The sequence below is a fragment of the Novosphingobium silvae genome, from assembly GCF_009856825.1.
GTDB lineage: Bacteria > Pseudomonadota > Alphaproteobacteria > Sphingomonadales > Sphingomonadaceae > Novosphingobium > Novosphingobium silvae.
Genome location: NZ_WVTD01000022.1, coordinates 22,535 through 42,490, shown reverse-complemented (window position 1 = coordinate 42,490; position 19,956 = coordinate 22,535). Strand labels below are relative to the sequence as shown.

Annotated in this window: 21 protein-coding genes; 8 read left to right on the top strand and 13 right to left on the bottom strand. The window is 63.3% G+C overall.

Translation table 11 applies throughout. From position 1 onward, the window contains the following. Positions 1–359: 359 nt before the first annotated feature. Both GR702_RS19240 and GR702_RS19235 read right to left on the bottom strand, forming a co-directional pair. Positions 360–1,388: an IS110 family RNA-guided transposase gene (locus GR702_RS19240; RefSeq protein ID WP_160987270.1), complete on the bottom strand. Its 1,029-nt coding sequence runs from the start codon at positions 1,386–1,388 to the stop codon at positions 360–362. A 131-nt stretch (positions 1,389–1,519) separates the two neighbouring features. After that, positions 1,520–2,152, bottom strand: coding sequence for an imm11 family protein (locus GR702_RS19235; RefSeq protein WP_067399893.1), 633 nt, complete (start codon positions 2,150–2,152; stop codon positions 1,520–1,522). Positions 2,153–2,352: 200 nt separating this feature from the next. On the opposite strand from GR702_RS19235, the gene GR702_RS19230 reads away from it, so the two are divergent. Continuing rightward, positions 2,353–3,726 (top strand): transposase, encoded by a 1,374-nt coding sequence (locus tag GR702_RS19230; protein WP_160987272.1) that lies wholly within the window; start codon positions 2,353–2,355, stop codon positions 3,724–3,726. Between the two features lie 157 nt (positions 3,727–3,883). Here GR702_RS19230 and GR702_RS19225 read toward each other — a convergent pair whose 3' ends face one another. Further along, on the bottom strand, positions 3,884–4,516 hold the full coding sequence (locus GR702_RS19225) for a tyrosine-type recombinase/integrase (protein ID WP_053556534.1): 633 nt from the start codon (positions 4,514–4,516) through the stop codon (positions 3,884–3,886). Positions 4,517–4,698: 182 nt separating this feature from the next. On the opposite strand from GR702_RS19225, the gene GR702_RS19220 reads away from it, so the two are divergent. After that, entirely contained in the window at positions 4,699–5,607 is a 909-nt protein-coding gene (locus GR702_RS19220) for a tyrosine-type recombinase/integrase (protein ID WP_160987269.1), read from the top strand. A 6-nt stretch (positions 5,608–5,613) separates the two neighbouring features. Next, positions 5,614–6,807, top strand: coding sequence for an IS91 family transposase (locus GR702_RS19215; protein WP_160987268.1), 1,194 nt, complete (start codon positions 5,614–5,616; stop codon positions 6,805–6,807). A 388-nt stretch (positions 6,808–7,195) separates the two neighbouring features. Here GR702_RS19215 and GR702_RS19210 read toward each other — a convergent pair whose 3' ends face one another. From GR702_RS19210 to GR702_RS19190, 5 genes are all read right to left on the bottom strand, one after another. Continuing rightward, positions 7,196–8,137, bottom strand: a complete 942-nt coding sequence (locus GR702_RS19210; RefSeq protein ID WP_062342967.1) for an alpha/beta hydrolase — start codon at positions 8,135–8,137, stop codon at positions 7,196–7,198. 95 nt (positions 8,138–8,232) lie between these two features. Further along, a complete protein-coding gene (locus tag GR702_RS19205; protein ID WP_337192648.1) occupies positions 8,233–9,225 on the bottom strand; it encodes an alpha/beta hydrolase in 993 nt (330 codons plus the stop codon). 49 nt (positions 9,226–9,274) lie between these two features. Further along, positions 9,275–10,207: an alpha/beta hydrolase-fold protein gene (locus tag GR702_RS19200; protein WP_062342963.1), complete on the bottom strand. Its 933-nt coding sequence runs from the start codon at positions 10,205–10,207 to the stop codon at positions 9,275–9,277. Between the two features lie 5 nt (positions 10,208–10,212). Beyond that, entirely contained in the window at positions 10,213–11,391 is a 1,179-nt protein-coding gene (locus GR702_RS22165; protein WP_196490289.1) for a putative peptidoglycan glycosyltransferase FtsW/RodA, read from the bottom strand. After that, a complete protein-coding gene (locus tag GR702_RS19190; protein WP_081096815.1) occupies positions 11,388–11,699 on the bottom strand; it encodes a PadR family transcriptional regulator in 312 nt (103 codons plus the stop codon). The genes GR702_RS22165 and GR702_RS19190 overlap by 4 nt, the downstream gene beginning before the upstream one ends. Positions 11,700–12,187: 488 nt before the next feature. On the opposite strand from GR702_RS19190, the gene GR702_RS19185 reads away from it, so the two are divergent. Continuing rightward, entirely contained in the window at positions 12,188–12,475 is a 288-nt protein-coding gene (locus tag GR702_RS19185) for a hypothetical protein (protein WP_062342959.1), read from the top strand. Positions 12,476–12,587: 112 nt separating this feature from the next. Here GR702_RS19185 and GR702_RS22810 read toward each other — a convergent pair whose 3' ends face one another. The 3 genes from GR702_RS22810 to GR702_RS19175 all read right to left on the bottom strand — a co-directional run bounded on the left by GR702_RS22810 (position 12,588) and on the right by GR702_RS19175 (position 14,281). Then, positions 12,588–12,914, bottom strand: a complete 327-nt coding sequence (locus GR702_RS22810) for a Rap1a/Tai family immunity protein (protein WP_223178489.1) — start codon at positions 12,912–12,914, stop codon at positions 12,588–12,590. Between the two features lie 75 nt (positions 12,915–12,989). After that, positions 12,990–13,313 (bottom strand): PepSY domain-containing protein, encoded by a 324-nt coding sequence (locus GR702_RS19180; protein WP_202408384.1) that lies wholly within the window; start codon positions 13,311–13,313, stop codon positions 12,990–12,992. A 77-nt stretch (positions 13,314–13,390) separates the two neighbouring features. After that, a complete protein-coding gene (locus tag GR702_RS19175) occupies positions 13,391–14,281 on the bottom strand; it encodes a DUF1259 domain-containing protein (protein ID WP_066659794.1) in 891 nt (296 codons plus the stop codon). 168 nt (positions 14,282–14,449) lie between these two features. Here GR702_RS19175 and GR702_RS19170 point away from each other — a divergent pair, with 168 nt between their 5' ends. The 4 genes from GR702_RS19170 (at position 14,450) to GR702_RS19155 (ending at position 18,710) form a co-directional block, all read left to right on the top strand. Next, positions 14,450–15,400 carry a chromate resistance protein ChrB domain-containing protein gene (locus GR702_RS19170; RefSeq protein ID WP_237449821.1) on the top strand — a complete coding sequence of 317 codons (951 nt, stop codon included), beginning with the start codon at positions 14,450–14,452 and terminating at the stop codon, positions 15,398–15,400. 2 nt (positions 15,401–15,402) lie between these two features. After that, positions 15,403–16,800: a chromate efflux transporter gene (gene chrA, locus GR702_RS19165; RefSeq protein WP_062342956.1), complete on the top strand. Its 1,398-nt coding sequence runs from the start codon at positions 15,403–15,405 to the stop codon at positions 16,798–16,800. Positions 16,801–16,875: 75 nt separating this feature from the next. After that, positions 16,876–17,544, top strand: a complete 669-nt coding sequence (locus GR702_RS19160) for a superoxide dismutase (RefSeq protein ID WP_171007877.1) — start codon at positions 16,876–16,878, stop codon at positions 17,542–17,544. A 71-nt stretch (positions 17,545–17,615) separates the two neighbouring features. Next, on the top strand, positions 17,616–18,710 hold the full coding sequence (locus tag GR702_RS19155; RefSeq protein WP_137776362.1) for a Cj0069 family protein: 1,095 nt from the start codon (positions 17,616–17,618) through the stop codon (positions 18,708–18,710). An 84-nt stretch (positions 18,711–18,794) separates the two neighbouring features. Here the strand turns inward: GR702_RS19155 and GR702_RS19150 are convergent, their stop codons facing one another. Together GR702_RS19150 and GR702_RS19145 are read right to left on the bottom strand one after the other, a co-directional pair. Next, the gene (locus tag GR702_RS19150; protein ID WP_017184234.1) at positions 18,795–19,355 is read right to left on the bottom strand and encodes a recombinase family protein; all 561 of its coding nucleotides are present in this window, start codon (positions 19,353–19,355) and stop codon (positions 18,795–18,797) included. 167 nt (positions 19,356–19,522) lie between these two features. Further along, positions 19,523–19,945, bottom strand: a complete 423-nt coding sequence (locus tag GR702_RS19145; RefSeq protein WP_014072603.1) for a MerR family transcriptional regulator — start codon at positions 19,943–19,945, stop codon at positions 19,523–19,525. Between the last annotated feature and the right edge of the window lie 11 nt (positions 19,946–19,956).

Here is a 19,956-nt window from a genome sequence, read left to right as displayed (position 1 = left end):
ACCCAGTTTCAGTCGAAACGGAAGCCTGGGCTTGATCCCAAAAGCGGTCTTGCAGCTTTGCCATGCTTCTGAAAAATTTCTGCCATTCAGGAAGCGACCCCTGTGTGGACGGCTCTCCGTTGGCAAGGGTGTTTCTGTCCTGCGCTGGCTGGTCGTGGCGCCCATGTGTCCGGCCTGTTTGCGCGGCTTTGCATGGCCGCTGGCCCTGATGCCATTCGCGCGGTTCAGGTCCCTCCCAATTGCACGCACTCGAAGTGCTGGGGTCGCTCGGGTTCTCCTGCTCCGGCGGTTTCAACCGGCTTGTTGCGTCAGTTCAGTCTGCCCTTTCCAACTCGTGTGACGCCCTAGGGCGCGATCTCTCAGGCGGCTGCCAGCTCCGGTTCCCGGTAAGGCTCGCCGGTCGCCATCATCGCCCAGATGATCCGGGCGTTCTTGTTCGCGAGCGCGACAGCGGCAACCTTGGGCTTCTTGCGGGCCAGCAGTTGCGCCACCCATGGCCGCTTGGTGCTGCCTTGCCTGGCGCGCCGGACCACCGCCATGGCACCGACCACGAGCAACTCGCGCAGGTAGGGGTTGCCGGCTTTGGTGATGCTGCCGAGCCGCTCCTTGCCGCCGCTCGAGTTCTGGCGCGGTGTGAGGCCGATCCATGCCGACAAGCTTCGTCCGCCGCCGAAGGTAGAAGGGTCGGGCACGCAAGCCACGATCGCACTGGCCAGCAGCGGACCGATGCCTGGTATCTTCATGAGCCTGCGACCTGCCTCGGTCTTGCGGGCATCGGCCAGGATGCGCCGGTCATTGTCGAGGATCTGCTCCTTGACCATCTCGAGCTGGGTGCAGAGCACCGCAAGGCAGGCCCGAGCCTCGTCAGGCAAGCGCGCATCATCCTGATCGGCGATGACCGCGATCAGGCGCTCCAGTCCTCCGCGCCCGATGGCTGCGGTGATACCGAACTCGGCCATGTGGGCACGCAGGGCGTTGCTGATCTGGGTGCGCTGGCGGGTCAAGATCTTGCGCACCCGGTGCAGCATCATGGTCGCCTGCTGGTCCGGTGACTTCGCGCCAACGAACCGCATCGTCGGACGGGTCACAGCTTCGCAGATCGCCTCGGCATCGGCAGCATCGTTCTTGCCGCGCTTCACATAGGGCTTCACGTATTGCGGCGGCATCAGCTTGACCTCATGTCCCAGCGCGGTCAGCTCGCGCGCCCAGTAGTGGGCCGAGGCGCAGGCTTCCATCCCAACGAGGCACGGCGGCAGCTTCTCGAACAGCTTCACCAGCTGACCGCGCGTCAGCCTGCGCCGCAGCACTGCTTCGCCCTGCGCGTTGACACCGTGGACCTGGAAAACAGACTTTGCCAGATCCAGCCCAACAACCGATACTTGCTCCATCGTCACTCTCCTCTCCGACTCATCCGCAGAAATTATCCCGCGGGGTGGAGAGCCGTCCACGACATCAATTGCGGCCGTTCCCGAAAACCAGCATAAATCCCTGATGATTATTGCCCATGCCTCTGGCCTCATCATTCTTCGATAACACGAAAACAGGCAACGCCAGTTAGAAGTTTCCTCTGTCCCAGCAATGTGTAGAGTTCATTAGATACAGCGATAGCCGACGTGATTAACTCGTCTGGAACCCACAAATGGGAGCCCCCTATTGCTGATCTTTTCATGACAATATTGCGCGTCTCTGCCAGAGTCTTTAGTCCCAGCATCTTGCGCCCATGTTTGTATTCTTTCGACGGGACATCGGTTTTCTGCCAATCGACGGCATCGGATATTGCCCGGCGAACGTTGATGGCATAATATGAAACCTCAAAGGGTGCCCCGTCGGAGCGAAGCACCTCTACCGCCCTGAATTCGTGAAGCCCGGGCTCCAGGCCATCAATGCAATCACGGAATGGCTGGCTAACCCCCCAGAAGGAGCAGAACCCAACCCAATCGGGAAGCGATTTTCGTGGCGTTTTCAGTCGTGCGCGTTTCGGCCAAAACTGATCGTCGATATCGATGGCCGCGCGGGTGGGACGAGCCGAAACATGAGCAAGACCGCGCTGTTCCAGAAGTTCGTAAGGTATCATTATTTCGGAGCATGATGGCTCCATGTCGAACTTGACGGTCGCTACCGTCGTGTTCTCACGCTCAAGAAGCCAGGCCATTTACTGCGTTCTCTCATCGGCCCGCATGGGGCGTTCTCGCTCCATAAGTTGACTCCGACTTGCGTTCCAGTCGCCACGACGATGGACAGAACGAGCGTTGTCGTGAATGTCAGCTTTCCACCCTATTCCGTTGAAAAAGTCTCGCTTGCGATCGGCGTGAAGTCCTGATTCAGTTTTCGCAGGCAAGTGGAGACGTGACGATGATGGGCGAGCGGACGGTGATGCAGGAGGCGCTGTTCTACAGCTTCCGCATCGAGGATCACGTGCCAGGCGATCACCTGCTGCGCGCAATCGACCGGTTCGTCGATCTCACCGGCATCCGCGAGTACCTGAAGCCGTTTTACAGTTCGATGGGGCGGCCCTCGATCGATCCGGAACTGATGGTCCGGATGCTGATCATCGGCTACTGCATGGGCATACGCTCGGAGCGCCGCTTGTGCGAGGAGGTGCACCTCAACCTCGCCTATCGCTGGTTCTGCCGGCTCGATCTCGAGGGGTCGGTGCCCGATCACTCCACCTTCTCCAAGAACCGGCACGGCCGGTTCCGCGACAGCGACCTGCTGCGCAAGCTCTTCGAGATGACCGTCGAGCGCTGCATGGCCGAAGGGCTGGTGGGTGCTGAAGGCTTCGCGGTCGATGCCAGCCTGATCCGCGCCGATGTGCATCGCCAGCGTTCGGTGTCTGGTGAAGAGGGCCTGCCACCCGAGGCTGCGGGCCGCGCCGTGGCCGAGTATCTCGAAGTGCTCGATGATGCCGCGTTCGGCGGATCGACCCCGGTCCCACCCAAGCGCATCAACATCACCGATCCCGCTGCGCGCTGGACCGCGGCTACGCGCGAGCGGGCCTTCTACGCCTACAGCACCAACTACCTGATCGATCTCGACCACGCCGTCATCGTCGACGTCGAGGCGACGACCGCGATCCGGCAGGCCGAGGTGCTTGCCCAGCGGCGGATGATCGAGCGAACGCAGGACCGCTTCGGCCTGTGGCCCGAAAAGCTCGTGGCCGATACCGCCTATGGCTCAGCGCCGAACCTGGCCTGGCTCGTCGAGGAGAGAGGCATCGAGCCGCATATCCCGGTGTTCGAGAAATCCGCGCGCAACAACGGTACCTTCGAGCGATCCGCCTTCACCTATGACCACGAAGACGACAGCTACATCTGCCCGGGTGGCAATCGACTGCGACGCTCAAACCGCAACTTCAGCACACCGCGCAGCGGGATCGATAAGGACGGGTCGATCCGTTACCGCGCGCGGCAGCAGGACTGTCAGGCCTGCGCCCTGCGCCAGCGTTGCACACCCAACATACCCGCTCGCAAGGTGACCCGCTCAGTGCATGAGGGCGCGCGCGATCTGACGCGCGAGATCACCGCCAGCGACGCTTTCCTCGTCTCCAGTCGCCAGCGAAAGAAGGTCGAGATGCTGTTCGCCCACCTCAAACGCATCCTGAAGCTGGACCGCTTGCGCCTACGTGGCCCAAATGGAGCGAAAGACGAGTTCCACCTCGCAGCAGCAGCCCAGAACCTCCGTAAACTGGCCAAGATGAAGCCGATGCCGGGCCTCGCAACCGCCTGAAGCGACCGGGGCCTCCGCTCGACCGCTGTCCAAAACGGTCTTTAACCCGAACCAGCAGCGACTTCTTCAACAGAATACACCCAATTTCGGTCGATCACGCCATTCTAACGCCGCCTCAAAGCGGCCGACCGAATAGGTCGGTCGACCGCTTGCTGTGTCAGATTTCGGTGCGCTCCGCCAACAGTAAGGCATCCTCGAGGTCGACACCAAGGTACCGAACCGTGTTTTCGATCTTGGTGTGGCCGAGCAGAATTTGGATAGCTCGGATATTGCCGGTGGCACGGTAGATCATCGCAGCTTTCGTTCGCCGCAGCGAGTGAGTGCCGTACTCAGCCTTACGCAAACCGATGGCGGTCACCCACTCATCGACGAGGCGGGCATACTGGCGTGTGCTCATATGGCCATGGAGATCGACGCGGCTCGGAAATAGATAATCGTGAGCCGAACCGCCGCGTCGCTCTAGCCAGGCGATCAGAGTCGCGCGAACATCCGCTGTCAGTTCGAATTGGACGGGACGGTTGGTCTTTTGCTGGATGACAATGGCGCGATTGCGAATGTCCGCGCCAGCAACGACATCGCCAATCTTGACCTTGACGAGATCACAGCCACGCAGTTTGCTGTCGATCGCGAGATCGAAGAGAGCCTTGTCCCGGAGACGGCCTTCGCGATCTAGGTGGAAGCGTATCGCCCAGATTTGCTTCTGCGTCAGAGGTCGCTTGGTGCCAACGGTCTTGCCGGCGTTCCAGGCTGCACGGGCTTGTATTGCGGGGTCAAATCGAGAGTATCCCATGGTTCATCTCCTCGGCCGTCATTGGCCAAGCGGGGAACGCTGAAAGAGGAGGCTTTTGGGCCGAAGCACGAACCCGCTTCGCGGGAGGGGTGCTGGCGGCGCGGGTGACGCCAGAGCAAGAACGTAGCGAGTAGATCGAACAAGGCCGACCATTCCGGCTCCTTCAACCGAGGAGTCGAGAGATGAACGATCTTGTACCTGTTTCGCCCATCAGCCCGCTGCGCCAGCGGCTGATCGAGGATATGACCATGCGCCGGTTCAGCCCGGAGACGCAGCGCAACTATCTGCGCGATGTCGGGCGGTTCGCGACCTGGCTGGCGCGCTCGCCCCACACCGCGACCGCCGAGGATGTCCGGCGGTTCCAGATTGAGCAACGGGAAGCCGGGGTGCCGGCGCCGACCATGAACAGCATCGTGGCTGCGCTGCGTTTCCTCTTCACCCACACCCTCGACCGGCCCGGGCTTGCCCGCAAGCTGGTCCGCACCGCTCATGCTCGCAAGATCCCGGTGGTGCTGACCCAGCCCGAGGTGAAGCGGCTCCTCGACGCCACGACCTGCCTCAAGCACCAGGCCGCGCTGTCGGTGGCCTACGGTGCGGGGCTGCGGGTCGGCGAGGTCTCGGCGCTCAAGGTGTGCGATATCGACAGCAAGCGCATGCTGCTCAGGATCGAACGCGGCAAGGGTGGACGCTATCGCAACGCCATGCTGCCCGAAGGTCTGCTTGTGCTGCTGCGGGAGTGGTGGCGCGCGGGGCGGCAACAGGGTGTGCTTCATGCCGATGGCTGGCTCTTCCCAGGTCAGAACGCGACGGTGCCGATCAGCACCCGCCAGCTCTACCGGGTCGTCGTTCAAGCGGCAGAGGCAGCCGATATCGCCAAGCGGGTCGGACCGCACACCCTACGGCACAGTTTTGCGACGCATCTGCTCGAGGACGGCGTCGATATCCGCGTTATCCAGGCACTGCTCGGCCATGCCAAGCTCAACACCACGGCCTTCTACACCAAGGTGGCAACGAAGACGATGCGGGCAGTTGTCAGCCCGCTCGACCGACTGGCCTTGGCGGCACCGGATAACGAGGTGCCGAGCGGCTGAGAGCCGGTGCGCACCTCGCTCGAGGTTGCCGACGTCTTCCGTGCTGCCGGGCCTGCTTATCGGGCCGCCCATGCCGGGCACCTGAGCCTGCATCAGCTCAAGGTCATGTCGGCGATCGAGCACTGTCGCACCGCCGCGCTGGGCGGGCACGTCGAGGCCTGCACCGACTGCGGCCATTGGCGGATCGCCTACAACTCCTGCCGCAACCGCCACTGCCCCAAGTGCCAGGGCGCCGCCGCGCGGACCTGGCTCGCCGCGCGCGAGGCCGACCTGCTGCCGGTCGGCTATTTCCACCTCGTGTTCACGCTGCCCGCCGAGATCGCCGCCATCGCGTTCCACAACAAGGCTCTGCTCTACGACCTGCTGTTCAAGACCGCCTCGCAGACCATGCTGACCATCGCTGCCGATCCCAAGCATCTGGGTGCGCGCATCGGCATCACCGCCGTGCTCCACACCTGGGGCTCGGCCATGACCCATCATCCGCACATCCACATGATCGTGCCGGGCGGCGGTATCGCGCTGGACGGGGACCGATGGATATCGTCCCGCCCGGCCTTCCTCCTGCCGGTGCGCGTGCTGGGCGCTTTGTTCCGCCGTCTGTTCCTGACCCGGCTGCTGGCGCTTCACGATGCCGGCAAGCTCGCCTTCTTCGGTAAGCTGGCGGAGTTGGCCGACCGCCGTGCGTTGCTGCGCCATCTGTCACCGGTGAGGAAGAAGCGCTGGGTGGTATATGCCAAGCCGCCGTTCGCCGGGCCCGAGGCCGTGCTCGCCTATCTCTCGCGCTACACCCACCGGGTCGCGATCTCGAACAGTCGGCTCATCTCCTTCGACGAGGATGGCGTAACGTTCCGCTACAAGGATTATCGTCGCTCTGCCCCAGACCGGCAGCAGATCATGACGCTCGGCGCCGACGAGTTCATCCGCCGCTTCCTGCTGCACTGCCTGCCTCGTGGCTTCCACCGCATCCGCCACTACGGCCTGCTCGCCGCCAGCACCCGCAAAGCCCATCTCGAACGCGCCCGTCAGCTGCTAGCGATCGCACCGCCGGCGACGGACGAGCCCTCCATCGAACCGCCCGATCCGCGTCCGGCATGCCCTTGCTGCGGCGGGCACATGGTCATCATCGAGACCTTCCAGCGCTGCCATCCGCCACGCGGTCCGCCGAGCGCAGCCGCTCCATCCGGGCAACCTGCGCCGTGACCCGGCTCGGCATGACACTGTTCCACCCCGCCGCAGCCACGCTTCCGGCGGCGATGACGTCCGCATATTACCCGCCCAAAAGCAGTAGTCGCATCACCAAAATCGGACGAACCGGCATCCTACGGCTGCTTTGTCATCGCAAAATCGGACCGGCTGCTATCGGACCCTTCCGCTTATCGGCACCGTCAGCAGCCGTCGGGATCAGTGCAAAGTCGAAATCCCCATAGCGCACCGCGTGCGGCCCGCGGGTTCGGGCACCGTCGACTTTCCGACGCCTCGCGGCGTCCGAAACTCTAAACGGAAGCGGAACGTCGGCTTACGGACGCATCGGCGTGGTAAGCGGACCAAGGCGCAAGGTGTCACAACCGTTCGGTTGTGACCCTGCTGCTCAGCTGCCCGTATATGGCCCATGGCCGGGCAGCACTGCCAGGAGACCGCGCGTGACCACGTCGGGGAATACCGTCAGGTGGTCCTCGCCTTGCGCGATTTCGCTTGTGATCAAAAGGCCGGGATGCCCCCGTGAGGCCAGCGTGCGGCGCATCCGCTCCATATCCGCGACGAGGTCGTTGGTGGTGTTGTAGCGGGCTCCTGGAGCGATCGCCTCGAAGCTGCCGGTCACCATGTGTATGCGCGCGGACAGCTTCCGGCCGGAGCGCGCCCACGCTTCTTCCGTACGGAACATCACCCCGAGATCGAACCAGAGAGAGGGGCTGCCGAAGACGTAGCCGTTGAACATCTCCGGCCGCGTAAACAGCACGTGGAAGCCGAACAGCGTGCCATAGGAGTGCCCCACCAAGATTTTGCGGTTCATGTCGACGCGATAATTCCGAGCGACCAAGGGGAACACGACCGTCTCAATATACTGTCGATATGCTTCCGCCTCACCGTAGCTCGGAGCCGAGTATGACCCCGGAGAGTGCGCGGGGTCGCGTCGGGGATCGGTAGGAGTGTAGTCGCGCCGTTGCCCCTCCAAGCCCCTGTCCTGGTCATGGGAAAGACCGACCAGGATGAAGTCCTCGATATTGCGACCCCTTTGTCCGACGAGCGAGCGCACCGAGCGCGTCACCGGGAGCGCCCAGTGTGGATCGAGGACGAAGACGACCGGCAACGACTTCTTAGAACGTGCGTAGGACGGCGGTAGGTCGACCCACACCTGATAACGGCGGCCGAGTGCCGAGGGCGCGTCGTGCGCGGCGCTAGTGGGAAAGGTGATGGGCGGGAGCGCGTCAGTGACCTTGGGCGGCTCTGGAGCGACCTGTTCGGCGCAAGCCGTCGCGCCCGGAACGAGTAGGATAAAGGGGAGCGCAGCGCAAAGCCAGGAACGAATCATAGTACAAGCCCTAAGAGTTGCCGCAGACGCTGAAGGAGACGGCAGAGCATGTGAGACGATTTAGAGTCTCTAAGAACGTGGTCGTGTCGTCCGCGTCACAGCATGCCTATATTAAGCAGCCATTGTTCGACCTGCCCAGGCCACTGCGTTGTTATCGGATCGGCCGTCGGCCGCATCCCGAATGCATGACCACCCTTCGCGTAGACACGCATATCGACCGGCACGCCGGCGTCGTTCAGCGCCAGCGCATAAGCCATCGGCTGTCGGATATCATCGACGGAGTCGTTCATCGCGTGAATGATGAGCGTGGGCGGCGCCTTCGCGCTGATCTTCACCCAAGGCTTTAGTTCGAGGCTGTTCTTCCCCTTGCTGTTATCCAACATGCGGGCCGTATAGGCCACGATCGCGAAGTCGGGCCGCGGGGATTGTCGGTCGGCCGCGTCGGTAAGCGGATAAGTGCGCTCTTCCGTGTTGCTCATATTCGCCACGAGATACGCGCCGGCCGAGAAACCGATTACGCCAATCTTGCGCGGGTCGATCCCGTAGGTCGAGGCGCGTTGCCGCAGCAACCCAATCGCGCGCTGGGCGTCCTCCAAACCCAGTAGCACCTTCGGTCGCTGCTGCTCTCCGTTCTCCTTCGGCCACACTTGCGGCGTCCGGTACTTGAGCACGACGCAGGTCATACCCTGCCGGGTCACCCAATCGCAGACTTCGGTGCCTTCCAGGTCCATAGCTACGGCGTAAAAACCTCCGCCCGGCAGGACCAGCATCGTAACACCGGTATTGCGCCCCTTCGGCCGATAGACCGTCATGGTCGGCCGGGTGACATAGGTCGCCCAATGCCATTTTCTTCCCCCCACAAGGGGTGAGCCGTTGCCGGTCGTCTCGGGACGATCGCCGCTGTCGGGTTTGGCGAGAGGGACGTTCGCAGGCCAGAGCGGCACCTGCGTGCCGCCAGGGGTAGATTGCCAGACGCCCTCCCGTTCTACCTTCGGAACCTCGACTCTCGCGGGTGAGCTGTCATTCTTCATTGCCTGCCCACAGGCCGCTCCAGCGATGCCGATTGCAAGGAGCGTGGGAATGACCACCCGGATTCTTGGCAAGATAAAGTCTCCTATTGAGAGAGAGCAGGTGTGCTTAGGAAAGAAGGAACGCGGCCAAGGAAGACGTATCGGTCGCGCAGTGCCCGCCATAAATCGGATGCCACTCCGTTCTGACCCCGCGCTGGCGAGCCATGTCGGCAAGTCGCTGAGTACCCTCGAAGTTGCCGTAGGTGTCGTACAGACCGTTGGAGAGGTAGAGCGCCGGATAGTGAGGCCCCGCCCGTTCGATCAGATCGAGCGGCGAGACGCGCCGCCACTCCGCATCGCTAGCCAAATACTTCCGTGCCATAAGCAAAACGCCGAACACGATCTTGGGGTTCGCACCCGTACGCTCCGCCGTCGTGCGGATCGTAGACAGCGATGCGAACGGCGAGGATGCATATACGCCGGGGCATAACGCCGCCACCTTGGCGAACCGCGATGGGTAGGAGAGGCCCGCGACCAGGACGTTGAGCCCGCCCATCGACTCGCCCATCAGCAGGCGGCGGTGCGGGCGCCCGACCTTGGCCTCGATCGCCGGCAGGCGCGTCATCAGATCGTCCAGCAAGCCGCTGTCAGCCTTTTCGCCCTTGGGCGTCAGAATCCAGGTCGATCCGTAGGACAGGGTGACGACGGTGGGCGGCAGCGCCCGGCTACGCTGCCATTCGCCCTGCAGCATCGCGGTCAAGTAGGTGTCGTCGTTCCAGATGCGTTCGTCCAGGTTCCGACCGTGCAGATGATAGACGATGTCGCCGTTGGAGCCCCGCCGGTCCCGGTTGACGCAGTAGCGGAACGGGCCCGCCGTCCCGCACGCCTGTTCCGCCGGGACGAAGGACACCTTCTGGGCACCTCGCGTCTTCGTGATCTCCGTCCATGCGTAGTAGATCGAAGCGGCGACGAGGATCGCGAGCAGCCAAGACCGGTATGGGCGCTTGAGTATCGAGCTGGCCGCGCGGCGAGGGCGGCCGCCCGTGTGGGCGTCGGCCATTCGGATCAGGCCGCGCCGACGAGCAGATGGCGATCGAGCGGCGTCGTTTCGGCCTCGCCGGCCGCCTGCGCGTCCACGCCGACTCCTGCTCCCGTCAGCTTCGGCAGCGCCAGAAGGCTCAGGGCATAGCCGATGATCGCGCTTCCGCCGTAACCCACTATCGGGGTCGGGTAGTTGCCGAGGGCGGCAGCCATGATCCCGGCAAGCCAGACGAACCCGAAGGCGGCATAGGAGTCGCGATTCGCCGGATCGCGGCGCCAGCCGACGATCGCAGGAACGAGGAGCAGGGCCGAGCCACCCAGTACCGCCGCGCCGGCGGCTGCGTGGACGTCGAAGGACGAGTAGAGGATCTGGTCGACATAGGGGACCGCCGCCAACGTGTCGGCACGGACCAACGTCGCGGCGAAGCTGGCGACGCTCGCGCCGAGCGCCGCGATGAGGTGCCTTTCGGGGCGCATGACCGCGAGGACGCCCAGACCCGCCGCAAGCATTCCGGCCATCGCACGGTCGGGCTGGATCGCCATCGCGGCGGCGGCGACGATCATGCCCGCCGTCGCGAGCGCGTCGCGGCATCGCGCGAACGCTACGACCATCAGGGGCAGCAGGATCAGGCTCGGCTGGATGGACAGCCCACCGAGGCGTACCCACCGCACCGCGCCGTCGACGTCGTCGCCGAGCAGGGCGGTAGCCAGCAGCGCACCCGCCATCGCCGCGATCGTCCCGCCCGCCCACCGCGGGCCCGCGAGCATAACGCGGCCGACGAGACCCAGCAGCGTCATGCCGATCGCCAGCGCGACGAGGTTGATGCCCAGGTAGCGCGCGGGAGCGCCGGCGACCCCCATGTAGGCGAGGCCCAGCGCGACCGCGGCGGTTGCGCACGCGATACCTATGGCGCGGGGGCGACGCGCCGCGCTTTCGTGAAAGTCCATGGTCGTTAGTCCTTCGGAGGAAAGGGCGCCTTCGCCGATCAGCGAGGCGAAGGGGCGGAGCAGATACGACGCGAGCACGCGTGGTATGAGGCCGAACACACTGTCGAGCGCGAACAGCAGCGCCTTGGTATCGTTGGAAATCTCCGCCGTTTCGCAACGGATGGCCCTTCCCCATGATTGCAAGGAGGGAGGTAGCGTGGCTTGCAGAGCGCGACAGGCAAGATCGGCAAGGCCGCGCCGACGTCCAACGCTCATATTGTCGCCTCCCGCTGGCCTGAAGCCGGTGACGCCGATTGACCCGGAGGATTGGCGTGGGCGAGCTGCACCCCGCTGGCCGTCAGTCGGTAGGCGTGCCGCGGCGGTCGTCCCCTCTCCAGAGGCTGTTGCCATTCCGCTTCAAGATAGCCCTGCGCTTCCAGACGGATCAGGAGGGGGTAGAGCGTGCCGGATTTCACACCGGCGAGCCGCGCCAGTTCATAGCCGTGAGACCATCCGTCACGTGCGTCGAGCAGGACGGCGAGGATCATCCGGGCTTGGGGTGAGAGCGCGCGTGTTCGAGACATGCGCCATTAAGTCTACCTAGATAGCTTTATAGTCAAGCTCTGATTAGATCGTGTCGGTGCCGCTCGGATCAGCCTACCTTCTCACTGTAATGGTTTGAGAAGCCTTCTTCAGTCCCCGCTTCCCGACCGCTTGCAGGAAAGCAGGGCGCTGAAGCAACGGCGCTTTTCGCCGTGAGCTTTGTGTCACAACCGGTCGGTTCTGACACGCGATCCCGATGCACGGTAGCCTGCCCCTCCGTCGGTACCACAATCGTAGGTCAGAATGTCCGCTTCCGGGCAGGCCCGGGCGCTCGCTGAGCGACCAGCATTGGGGCGCAAAGCGGTCGTCGCCGGCTATCGCAACACCTCGACCTTCAGCCCTTTCACCTTCACAGCCCGCCACGACTTATCGGCGGTGAGGGCAGGGCGCTCCAGCTCCCGTGCCTGCGCGAGGCACGCCCGATCGCCGAGCGACAGCCCGAGGCTGGCGGTCGACGCCCGCAGCCGGCATGACGCTCGGCTACCAGCTATTTATTGCTCTGTTGCTTCTCCTGCCCGGCATCGTCGGGTGGGTATGCGTTCGAGCCGGTTCAACCGATGACCTCCTGAGCCCCATGCCCGACCGGCAAGGCTCAACCACCACATTGGCTGCGATCGTGCTCTTCGCATGCCTCGGGCATCTGTTGGCGGCCATGGCCATCGACCTCAACAGTCGGGTCGCCGCCACCTGGCGTCACCTCAAGGTTTGTGCGCCAGACAACGATTTGGCAGACATAATGCGAACATCGGCTAATTAGCGAGCTTGAGGCGCGACATGGGATCGTTGAGCTGGCGGAATTCACCGCCAGGCGGACGCTCCGCCTGCCCTCAAAGGCAGCCGCCGGGCAGGCTACGCCGCGGGGTACGATGCTACTGACATGGCCAAGCCTTCGCTAACGAGCGTTCAGCTCCGGCCACCATATGAACACTCATAAAATAGCTATTCTGCTCCGCCCAGCGTAAATATGCCGCGCGCAGCGCCGATCGGTCATAGCGTGGAGCGCGGCATTCCGCTTTTCGCGCGACGATCATCATGTCGAGCACGCCTTGGAGGTAAGCGCCGCATCGCGGCTCATTCGCTTGACAGCTTACGAACAACGCCGAGCCCGTCGCCGACGCGGGTTCGGTTTGGCCGATCGCACTATCAGGCAGGGCGGCCAAAGCGGCGCATAACAATATCCATCGTCTTGGCCGCATTTTCGTCTCCTATTCCGCAGTATCATTTCGGAAGGGGCGCACGGCCCTCGACGGCCGGCGCCCCGTGCTGATCCATCATTCGCGGCCGAGCACCTGGCCTTCGGGCGTGACGAACAGTTCGATCGTCTTTCCGTCGCTGTTCTTGCCCTTGATTTCATAGAGCGTGCTTCCGTCCGCCTTTCGGGTGACTTGCTCCGCTTTGCTTATTGACGCGAGTTGCGCGCGTGCCGCGTTCATCGCGGCCTCGGGCACCTGAGCAAGCGGGATGTCTCGTTCGCTGTGCTTGCCGATTATCCGGTTTTCGTTCGCCTCGTGGTTTTGCGCGATCGCCACGCCCGCGATCGCCAGCGCGGCCGCGCCCACGCCTGCGACAACAGTGAGAGTTCGTTTGCTAGCCATGTTCCATTCCACTTCCTGCATAAGGGCCGTGGGGTCGGGCGGGCGGCGGTTACGGCCCAATGAGCCGTCGTCCGAGTTCAACTCCTCTGATTGTTCATCCTGTCGAGCGCCGCGCGCAGCCCACGGGCGAGCTTGGCTGCGTCGTCGTTGGCCCAGAAGTGCATGAAGAACAGCCGCGGCTCGTCGTTTAGCATATGATTATGCAGCGCCGTGACCTCGATCCCGTTCGTCCGCAGCACGCGCAGGACCGGATCGACCTCGTTTGCGACAAGTACGAAATCGCCGGTGATGGCGGCTCGGCCGTCCCCGGTTGGCTGAAAGTTGATCGCGGTCGCCGTGCCCATCGTCGGCGGAGTCTCCATATCGCCGTCCATCAGCCGCTCGGCGCGCGGAAAGCTGTATTGGAGGATGCCACCGGCCGTCTTGCCCTCACCGCCCATCAACCGGTTGAGCGCGGCCACATCGAGGTCGAGCCGCGATGCGGCTGCGCTGGCCGAAGGCGATTGCGGCGCGGCGAGCGGGGTCCGACTGGCTGATAGCGCTTGCCGGAGCGCGGCCGCGAGCTTCACCGGGTCGCCGTGGCCGGCAATGTGCATGTACATGGTCGCAGGCGAAGAGCGGAGCAGGTGATTGTGGAGCGCGGTGATCGTAAAACCGCTTGCGAGCAGGCGGCTCAAAACGGGGTTCACCTCGTCGTGGGTCAGCACGAGATCGCCCATCACCATCGCCTCGTCGCCCATCGGCTGAAACGCCGCCCAGGAACCGAGCGCGAGGGAGGGCTTGATCGTCACCCCATCCAGCGTGACGCTCAGGTCCGAACGCGGGAAGCTGTAGCGGTAAACGCCCCCCGGCTGTTCGGCCCCCGCTCGTCCTATCGCCCGGTCGACAGCCGACCAGTCCGGCGCTGCCCATGCCGGGCTTGCCAGCAGGAGGCTGGCGAATCCCAAGGCGATGGTCTTTTTCAGCATAATTGATCCTTCATCAGCGCACTCGACACGGAAAGCCTCACGTCATGCGAGCGCGCCGCCGGCGAGCCGCGACATTGCGCTCCGGTTTCTTTCTTCGGGATAAGCAGTCCTATGCTCATGAGGCTTGTGATGCAACCCTTACACTTGTAGGCTAGTGACGATACAACTATGACAAACACACAAGCTTCCCCTTGGTTGCTCCTGATCCCGCAGCTTCCGGCTAAGCCTGCCTATTTGCGGGTGAAGGTCTGGCGGCGTTTGCAGGCGATCGGGGCCGCGCCGCTCAAGAACGCCGTCCATGCGCTCCCCAATCGCGAGGACACGCGCGCGCTGTTCGAAGAACTGCATCGCGAGATCACCGAAAATGGCGGCGAGGCGCTGATCCTCGAAGCGCGCCTTGTCGGCGGCATGGGCGATGCGGAGCTGCGCGGAGTGTTCGACGCTGCGCGTGACGCCGACTATGAGGAGTTGGCACGCGAGGCGCGCGCGCTGTGTGAGGGCGAGTATGTCGCGGCGGCGGATGTGGGCCGCCTGCGCAAACGCCTGAACGAGGTCGCCGCGATCGACTTTTTCGGTGCGCATGGTCGGCAGGCGGCACAGGCCGCCATCACCGAGGCGGACCGCCGCTCTCACCAACATCCCGATGTGAGCGGCCCCAGTGCGCCCGAGCTGACCCCGGCGGAGCTAAAGCGCCGCGTTTGGGTGACGCGCCGCCATGTCCATGTCGATCGCATCGCGTCCGCCTGGCTCATTCGCCGCTTCATCGACCCCGAGGCGAGCTTCAAGTTCGTCGAGGGCAAAGGATATGTGCCGGAGCCTGACGAACTGAGGTTCGACATGGCGGACGCTGAGCTCACCCACGAAGGCGACCGCTGCTCCTTCGAGACCTTGGTGTTCCGCACCGGTCTCGAGACCGACCCCGCGCTGCGGGCGCTCGGCGAAATTGTTCACGACCTTGATATTGCCGATGCTCGGTTCGAGCGCCCGGAAACTCCGGGAGTGAGCGCGCTTATCGCCGGCATCTGTGCCGGCACCGACGACGACGAGGAGCGGATCGCGCGCGGATCGACCGCGCTCGACGGATTCTATGCTCACTTCACCCGGCGAAAAGAGGACTAAAGATGGAGGCCAGCGCACGCGCTGAAATCGCAGTCGAGACGCTGCACGAGCACGGCATCAGCTTTGGCGAGGCGGTGCGCGTCTGGATCAGGGTCGCGCTGCTCAGCTTCGGCGGACCGGCGGGCCAGATAGCGGTGATGCATCGCATCCTGGTCGAGGAGAAGCGCTGGATCGGCGAGGAGCGGTTCCTCCACGCGCTCAACTATTGCATGCTGCTGCCCGGCCCTGAAGCGCAACAGCTAGCTGTCTATATTGGCTGGTTGCTCCATAAGACCAAGGGCGGCCTGGTCGCGGGCGCGCTATTCGTGCTGCCCGGCTTCCTCGCGATTTTAGGGCTCAGCTATGTCTATGTGCTGCTCGGCGAAGTGCCGCTGGTCGAGGGATTGTTCTTCGGATTGAAGGCCGCCGTGCTGGCGGTGGTGCTACAGGCGGTGGTCCGGGTGGGTTCGCGTGCCTTGAAGAACAACGTCATGCGCGGTTTTGCCGCGCTGGCGTTCGTCGCGATCTTCGTGCTCGACGTGCCCTTCCCGCTGATCGTGCTTGCCGCCGCGCTGATCGGCTTCTTCGGTGGCCGCGCTGGTTACGCCGCATTCAAGGGCGGCGGCGGACATGGTCCCGCCGGCGCTGAGATAGTCCACGACCGCGACACCGCTCTTGGCGAGGGCCTTCCCGACCATGCCCGGCCGAACCTCTCTTGGTCGCTGCGCATCTCCGGCGTCCTGCTGCTGCTCTGGCTCGGGCCGGTCGCAGCGCTGCTGTTCGCGTTCGGCCCCGACGACGTGTTCAGCCGCATCGCCACCTTCTTCAGCCAGATGGCGGTGGTGACCTTCGGCGGCGCCTATGCGGTGCTCGCCTATGTCGCGCAGGAGGCAGTCGAGACCTATGGCTGGCTCCAGCCCGGCGAGATGCTCGACGGGCTCGGCATGGCCGAGACCACGCCCGGGCCGCTGATCATGGTGACGCAGTTCGTCGGCTTTCTGGCAGCCTTCCGCGAGGCCACCGGACTGCCGCCGCTCATCGCCGCGACGTTGGGCGCGATTCTCACCACCTGGGTCACTTTCCTGCCCTGCTTCCTGTGGATCTTCGCCGGCGCGCCGTTCATCGAACGCCTGCGCGGCAACCGCGCATTGTCGGCCGCGCTTTCGGCGATCACCGCCGCAGTGGTGGGTGTCATTCTCAATCTGGCAGTCTGGTTCGGGATTCACACCTTGTTCGGGCAAGTCCGCGAAGTGCCGTTCGCGGCCGGCGCCATCGATCTCCCAGTCCTGACGTCCGTCGACTGGCCCGCGTTAGCGCTGGCGGTGGGTGCGATCCTCGCCATGTTCCGGTTCAAGGCCGGCATGCTGCCGGTGCTCGGCGTCTGCTCCGTCCTCGGGGCCGCATATGTAATGATCATCTGAAGGGAGTGACGTGTGACGATCGACCAATTTTCCCGACGCAGTGCAATCGCAACTCTTGGCATTGGAGCCGCAGCCATGACTATGAACGAAGCCTCGGCGCAGACGCCGACCGCAGCGCCGACGAATGTCCTCGCATTCGCCGGCAATCATCAGATCAAGCCGCTCAGGTTCGATCCCGCCAGGCTCCACGGCCTCTCCGAAAGGCTGATCACATCGCACCACGAGAACAATTATGCCGGCTCGGTCAAGGCGTTGAATATGATCGAAACACGCCTTGCCGCCGCGCTCGCTGACCCGGACCTACCGCCGGTGGTCTATGGCGGCCTCAAGCGCGAGGAGCTGCACCGCACCGGCTCGGTCGTGCTCCATGAAATCTATTTCGACGGGCTGGGCGGCAACGGTCAAGCAGCCGGCTCGATCCGCGACGCGCTGGGCGCGGCGTTCGGCTCGTTCGACCGCTGGGAGACCGACTTCCGCCGCACCGGCATGAGTCTTGCCGGCGGATCAGGTTGGTGCGTGCTCGTCTACAATCTCCACACCCGCTCGCTGCACAACCATTGGGCGTGGGATCATATGCACGGCGCAATCGCCGGCGTGCCGCTGCTGGCGCTCGATATGTACGAGCATAGTTTTCACATGGATTACGGCACCGCCGCCGCCAAATACGTCGACGCCTTCTTCCGCAACATCGACTGGGAAGTGGTCGACCGCCGCTATGCCGCGGCTTTGCGCGGCGGCGGCTGACCCGTCCGCCGAGGATCAACACCCACTTCTGCGCGACACCTGAGTTGGCGACCACAAAGGGGGCAGGTCCGATGGGAGATGCAACAGTGACATCCGGCCCGAACATCGCTCTTCTTTGGCGCGGACAAGCGGCCGAGTGGACGCATCGCTTTCATGAAGCTCGGCAGTGGCCGATCGTTCAAGCCTTGCGGTCGTTCGGGGCGACCACAAGGCCTGTACTGTACAGAGACGAAGCGGTTCGCGACATTCGTGACGAGTTGCTGTCGTTCGACGCGGTGCTGGTCTGGGTGAATCCGTTGGACATTTCAGGCGACCGCTCGGTGCTCGACCCGATGCTGCGCGAAGTCGCGGCGTGCGGCGTTGTCGTCAGCGCGCATCCTGACGTGATCGCCAAAATCGGCGTCAAGGAAGTGCTCTACACAACGCGATCCATGGAATGGGGCAGCGATGTCGATCGATACGTGGACGCTGAAGGCCTTCGCGCTCGTTTCCCCGAACATCTTGCCGCAGGCCCGCGCGTGCTGAAGCCGAACTACGGCAACGGCGGCAGGAATGTATGGCGTGTCCAACTAGACGAAGCGGGAAACGCTCCGGCTTTGAAAACGTCGGTGAAAGTTCAAGAGGCCCGCCAAGGAAGCAAATCGGAGCGCATCAGCCTAGCCGAGTGCTTGGAAAGGTGGGTGCCGTTTCTAAACGACGGCGGCGTGCTGATCGATCAGGCTTATCAGCCGCAGTCGTCCGAGGGCATGGTCCGCTGCTACGTGTGCGGGCACCGAGTGGTTGGCTTTGGGCACAACCTGATCACTGCGCTGATGACGCCAACGGCCATTGATACAACGTCGTCAACCCCACAGCCGATGGGCCGCGCCATGTTCGGACCGGAGGTGACGCGCTTCGCAGCCTTACGGAAAGCGATGGAGGATCGCTGGATTCCAGAGATGCAAAGGTTGCTGTCGATCGCCGACCACGATCTTCCGCTTCTTTGGGACGCCGACTTCCTATTTCGCCCTGGTGAAGCCATCAGCGATGGCTCCTATGCGCTTTGCGAGATCAATGCTAGTTCGGTTGCACCATTTCCGCCAAGCGCCGTCCAGCCAGTCGCCGCAGCGGCAATCGGTCGCGCTCTTGCCATTCGTTTGACGAAGGAGACCTCCAATCCTCATTGATATGATTCAAGCAATTCAAGAGACGTGACATTGGTCGTATCAATCAGACAAGCCTAAGGGTGAGCGAGGCTGGGTGAAACCGGCTCAGGTGGCAGCGCGGAGATACTGGTAGAGGGTTTCGCGACTGATCCCCAGGTCACGGGCGATGACGGCCTTGCGCTCGCCGTCATCAACACGGCGGTGCAGCTCGGCGACCATTTCGTCGGAGAGGGAACGTTTCCGCCCGCGATAAGCACCGCGTTGTCTGGCGACCGCAATGCCTTCGCGCTGCCGCTCCCGGATCAGGGCGCGCTCGAATTCGGCGAACGCACCCATGACCGAGAGCATCAGGTTGGCCATCGGGGAATCCTCGCCCGAGAAGGCCAGGCTTTCCTTCACGAACTCGATCCGGACGCCTCTTTTGGTGAGGGACTGAACCAGTTTGCGCAGATCGTCGAGATTACGCGCCAATCGATCCATGCTGTGGACCACGACGGTGTCACCCTCGCGGGCGAAGGCGAGCATGGCATCGAGTTCGGGGCGGTTGATGTCCTTGCCCGATGCCTTGTCGGTGAAAATCCGGTCGAGCGACTGCCCGTCCAACTGGCGATCGACATTCTGATCGAATGTGCTCACCCGGACGTAACCGATCCTCTGGCCTTTCATCGCCGCCTCCGGTCAAAATGTCAGGTTGAATTCTATGACACGGCGGAACATGCGTCAATAAATGCTTGCCATAACCCTATCCTGACAGAAACCGCCGCTGCATCCTGACGTCCGGTTAGGCTATACTCCAAGCTGACATCACAAAATCAAATCCCTCAAAGATGGCGTCAATTGCCTTGATGGGGTAAAAACTGGAGTGCTTCCAGGATGGGACATTCGGCAACGTCATCTCCAGTGCATCTGGCTAACGTGGTCGCCAGCGTCACCTCTATCTTCTGCAAATCTGCAATGCGGCGGCGGACATCTTCAAGGTGGAGTTCGGTTCTCGCCATAACCTCCGCGCAGGTTTGTGCACCGGTATCGGTGAGCGACAACAATGACCGTATCTCATCCATTGCATAGCCAAGGTCGCGCGCGCGCAGGATGAACTGCAACCTTTGCACCAGTTCCGGCGAATAGACGCGGTAGCCGTTGGAACTGCGAGGCGGCCCCGGCAGCAATCCCACCTTCTCGTAATAGCGGATGGTTTCGAGATTGCAGCCTGTTTTCCGGGCAAGCTGGGCACGCAAGATGCCGACCTGTTGCTCCATGAAAATACCTC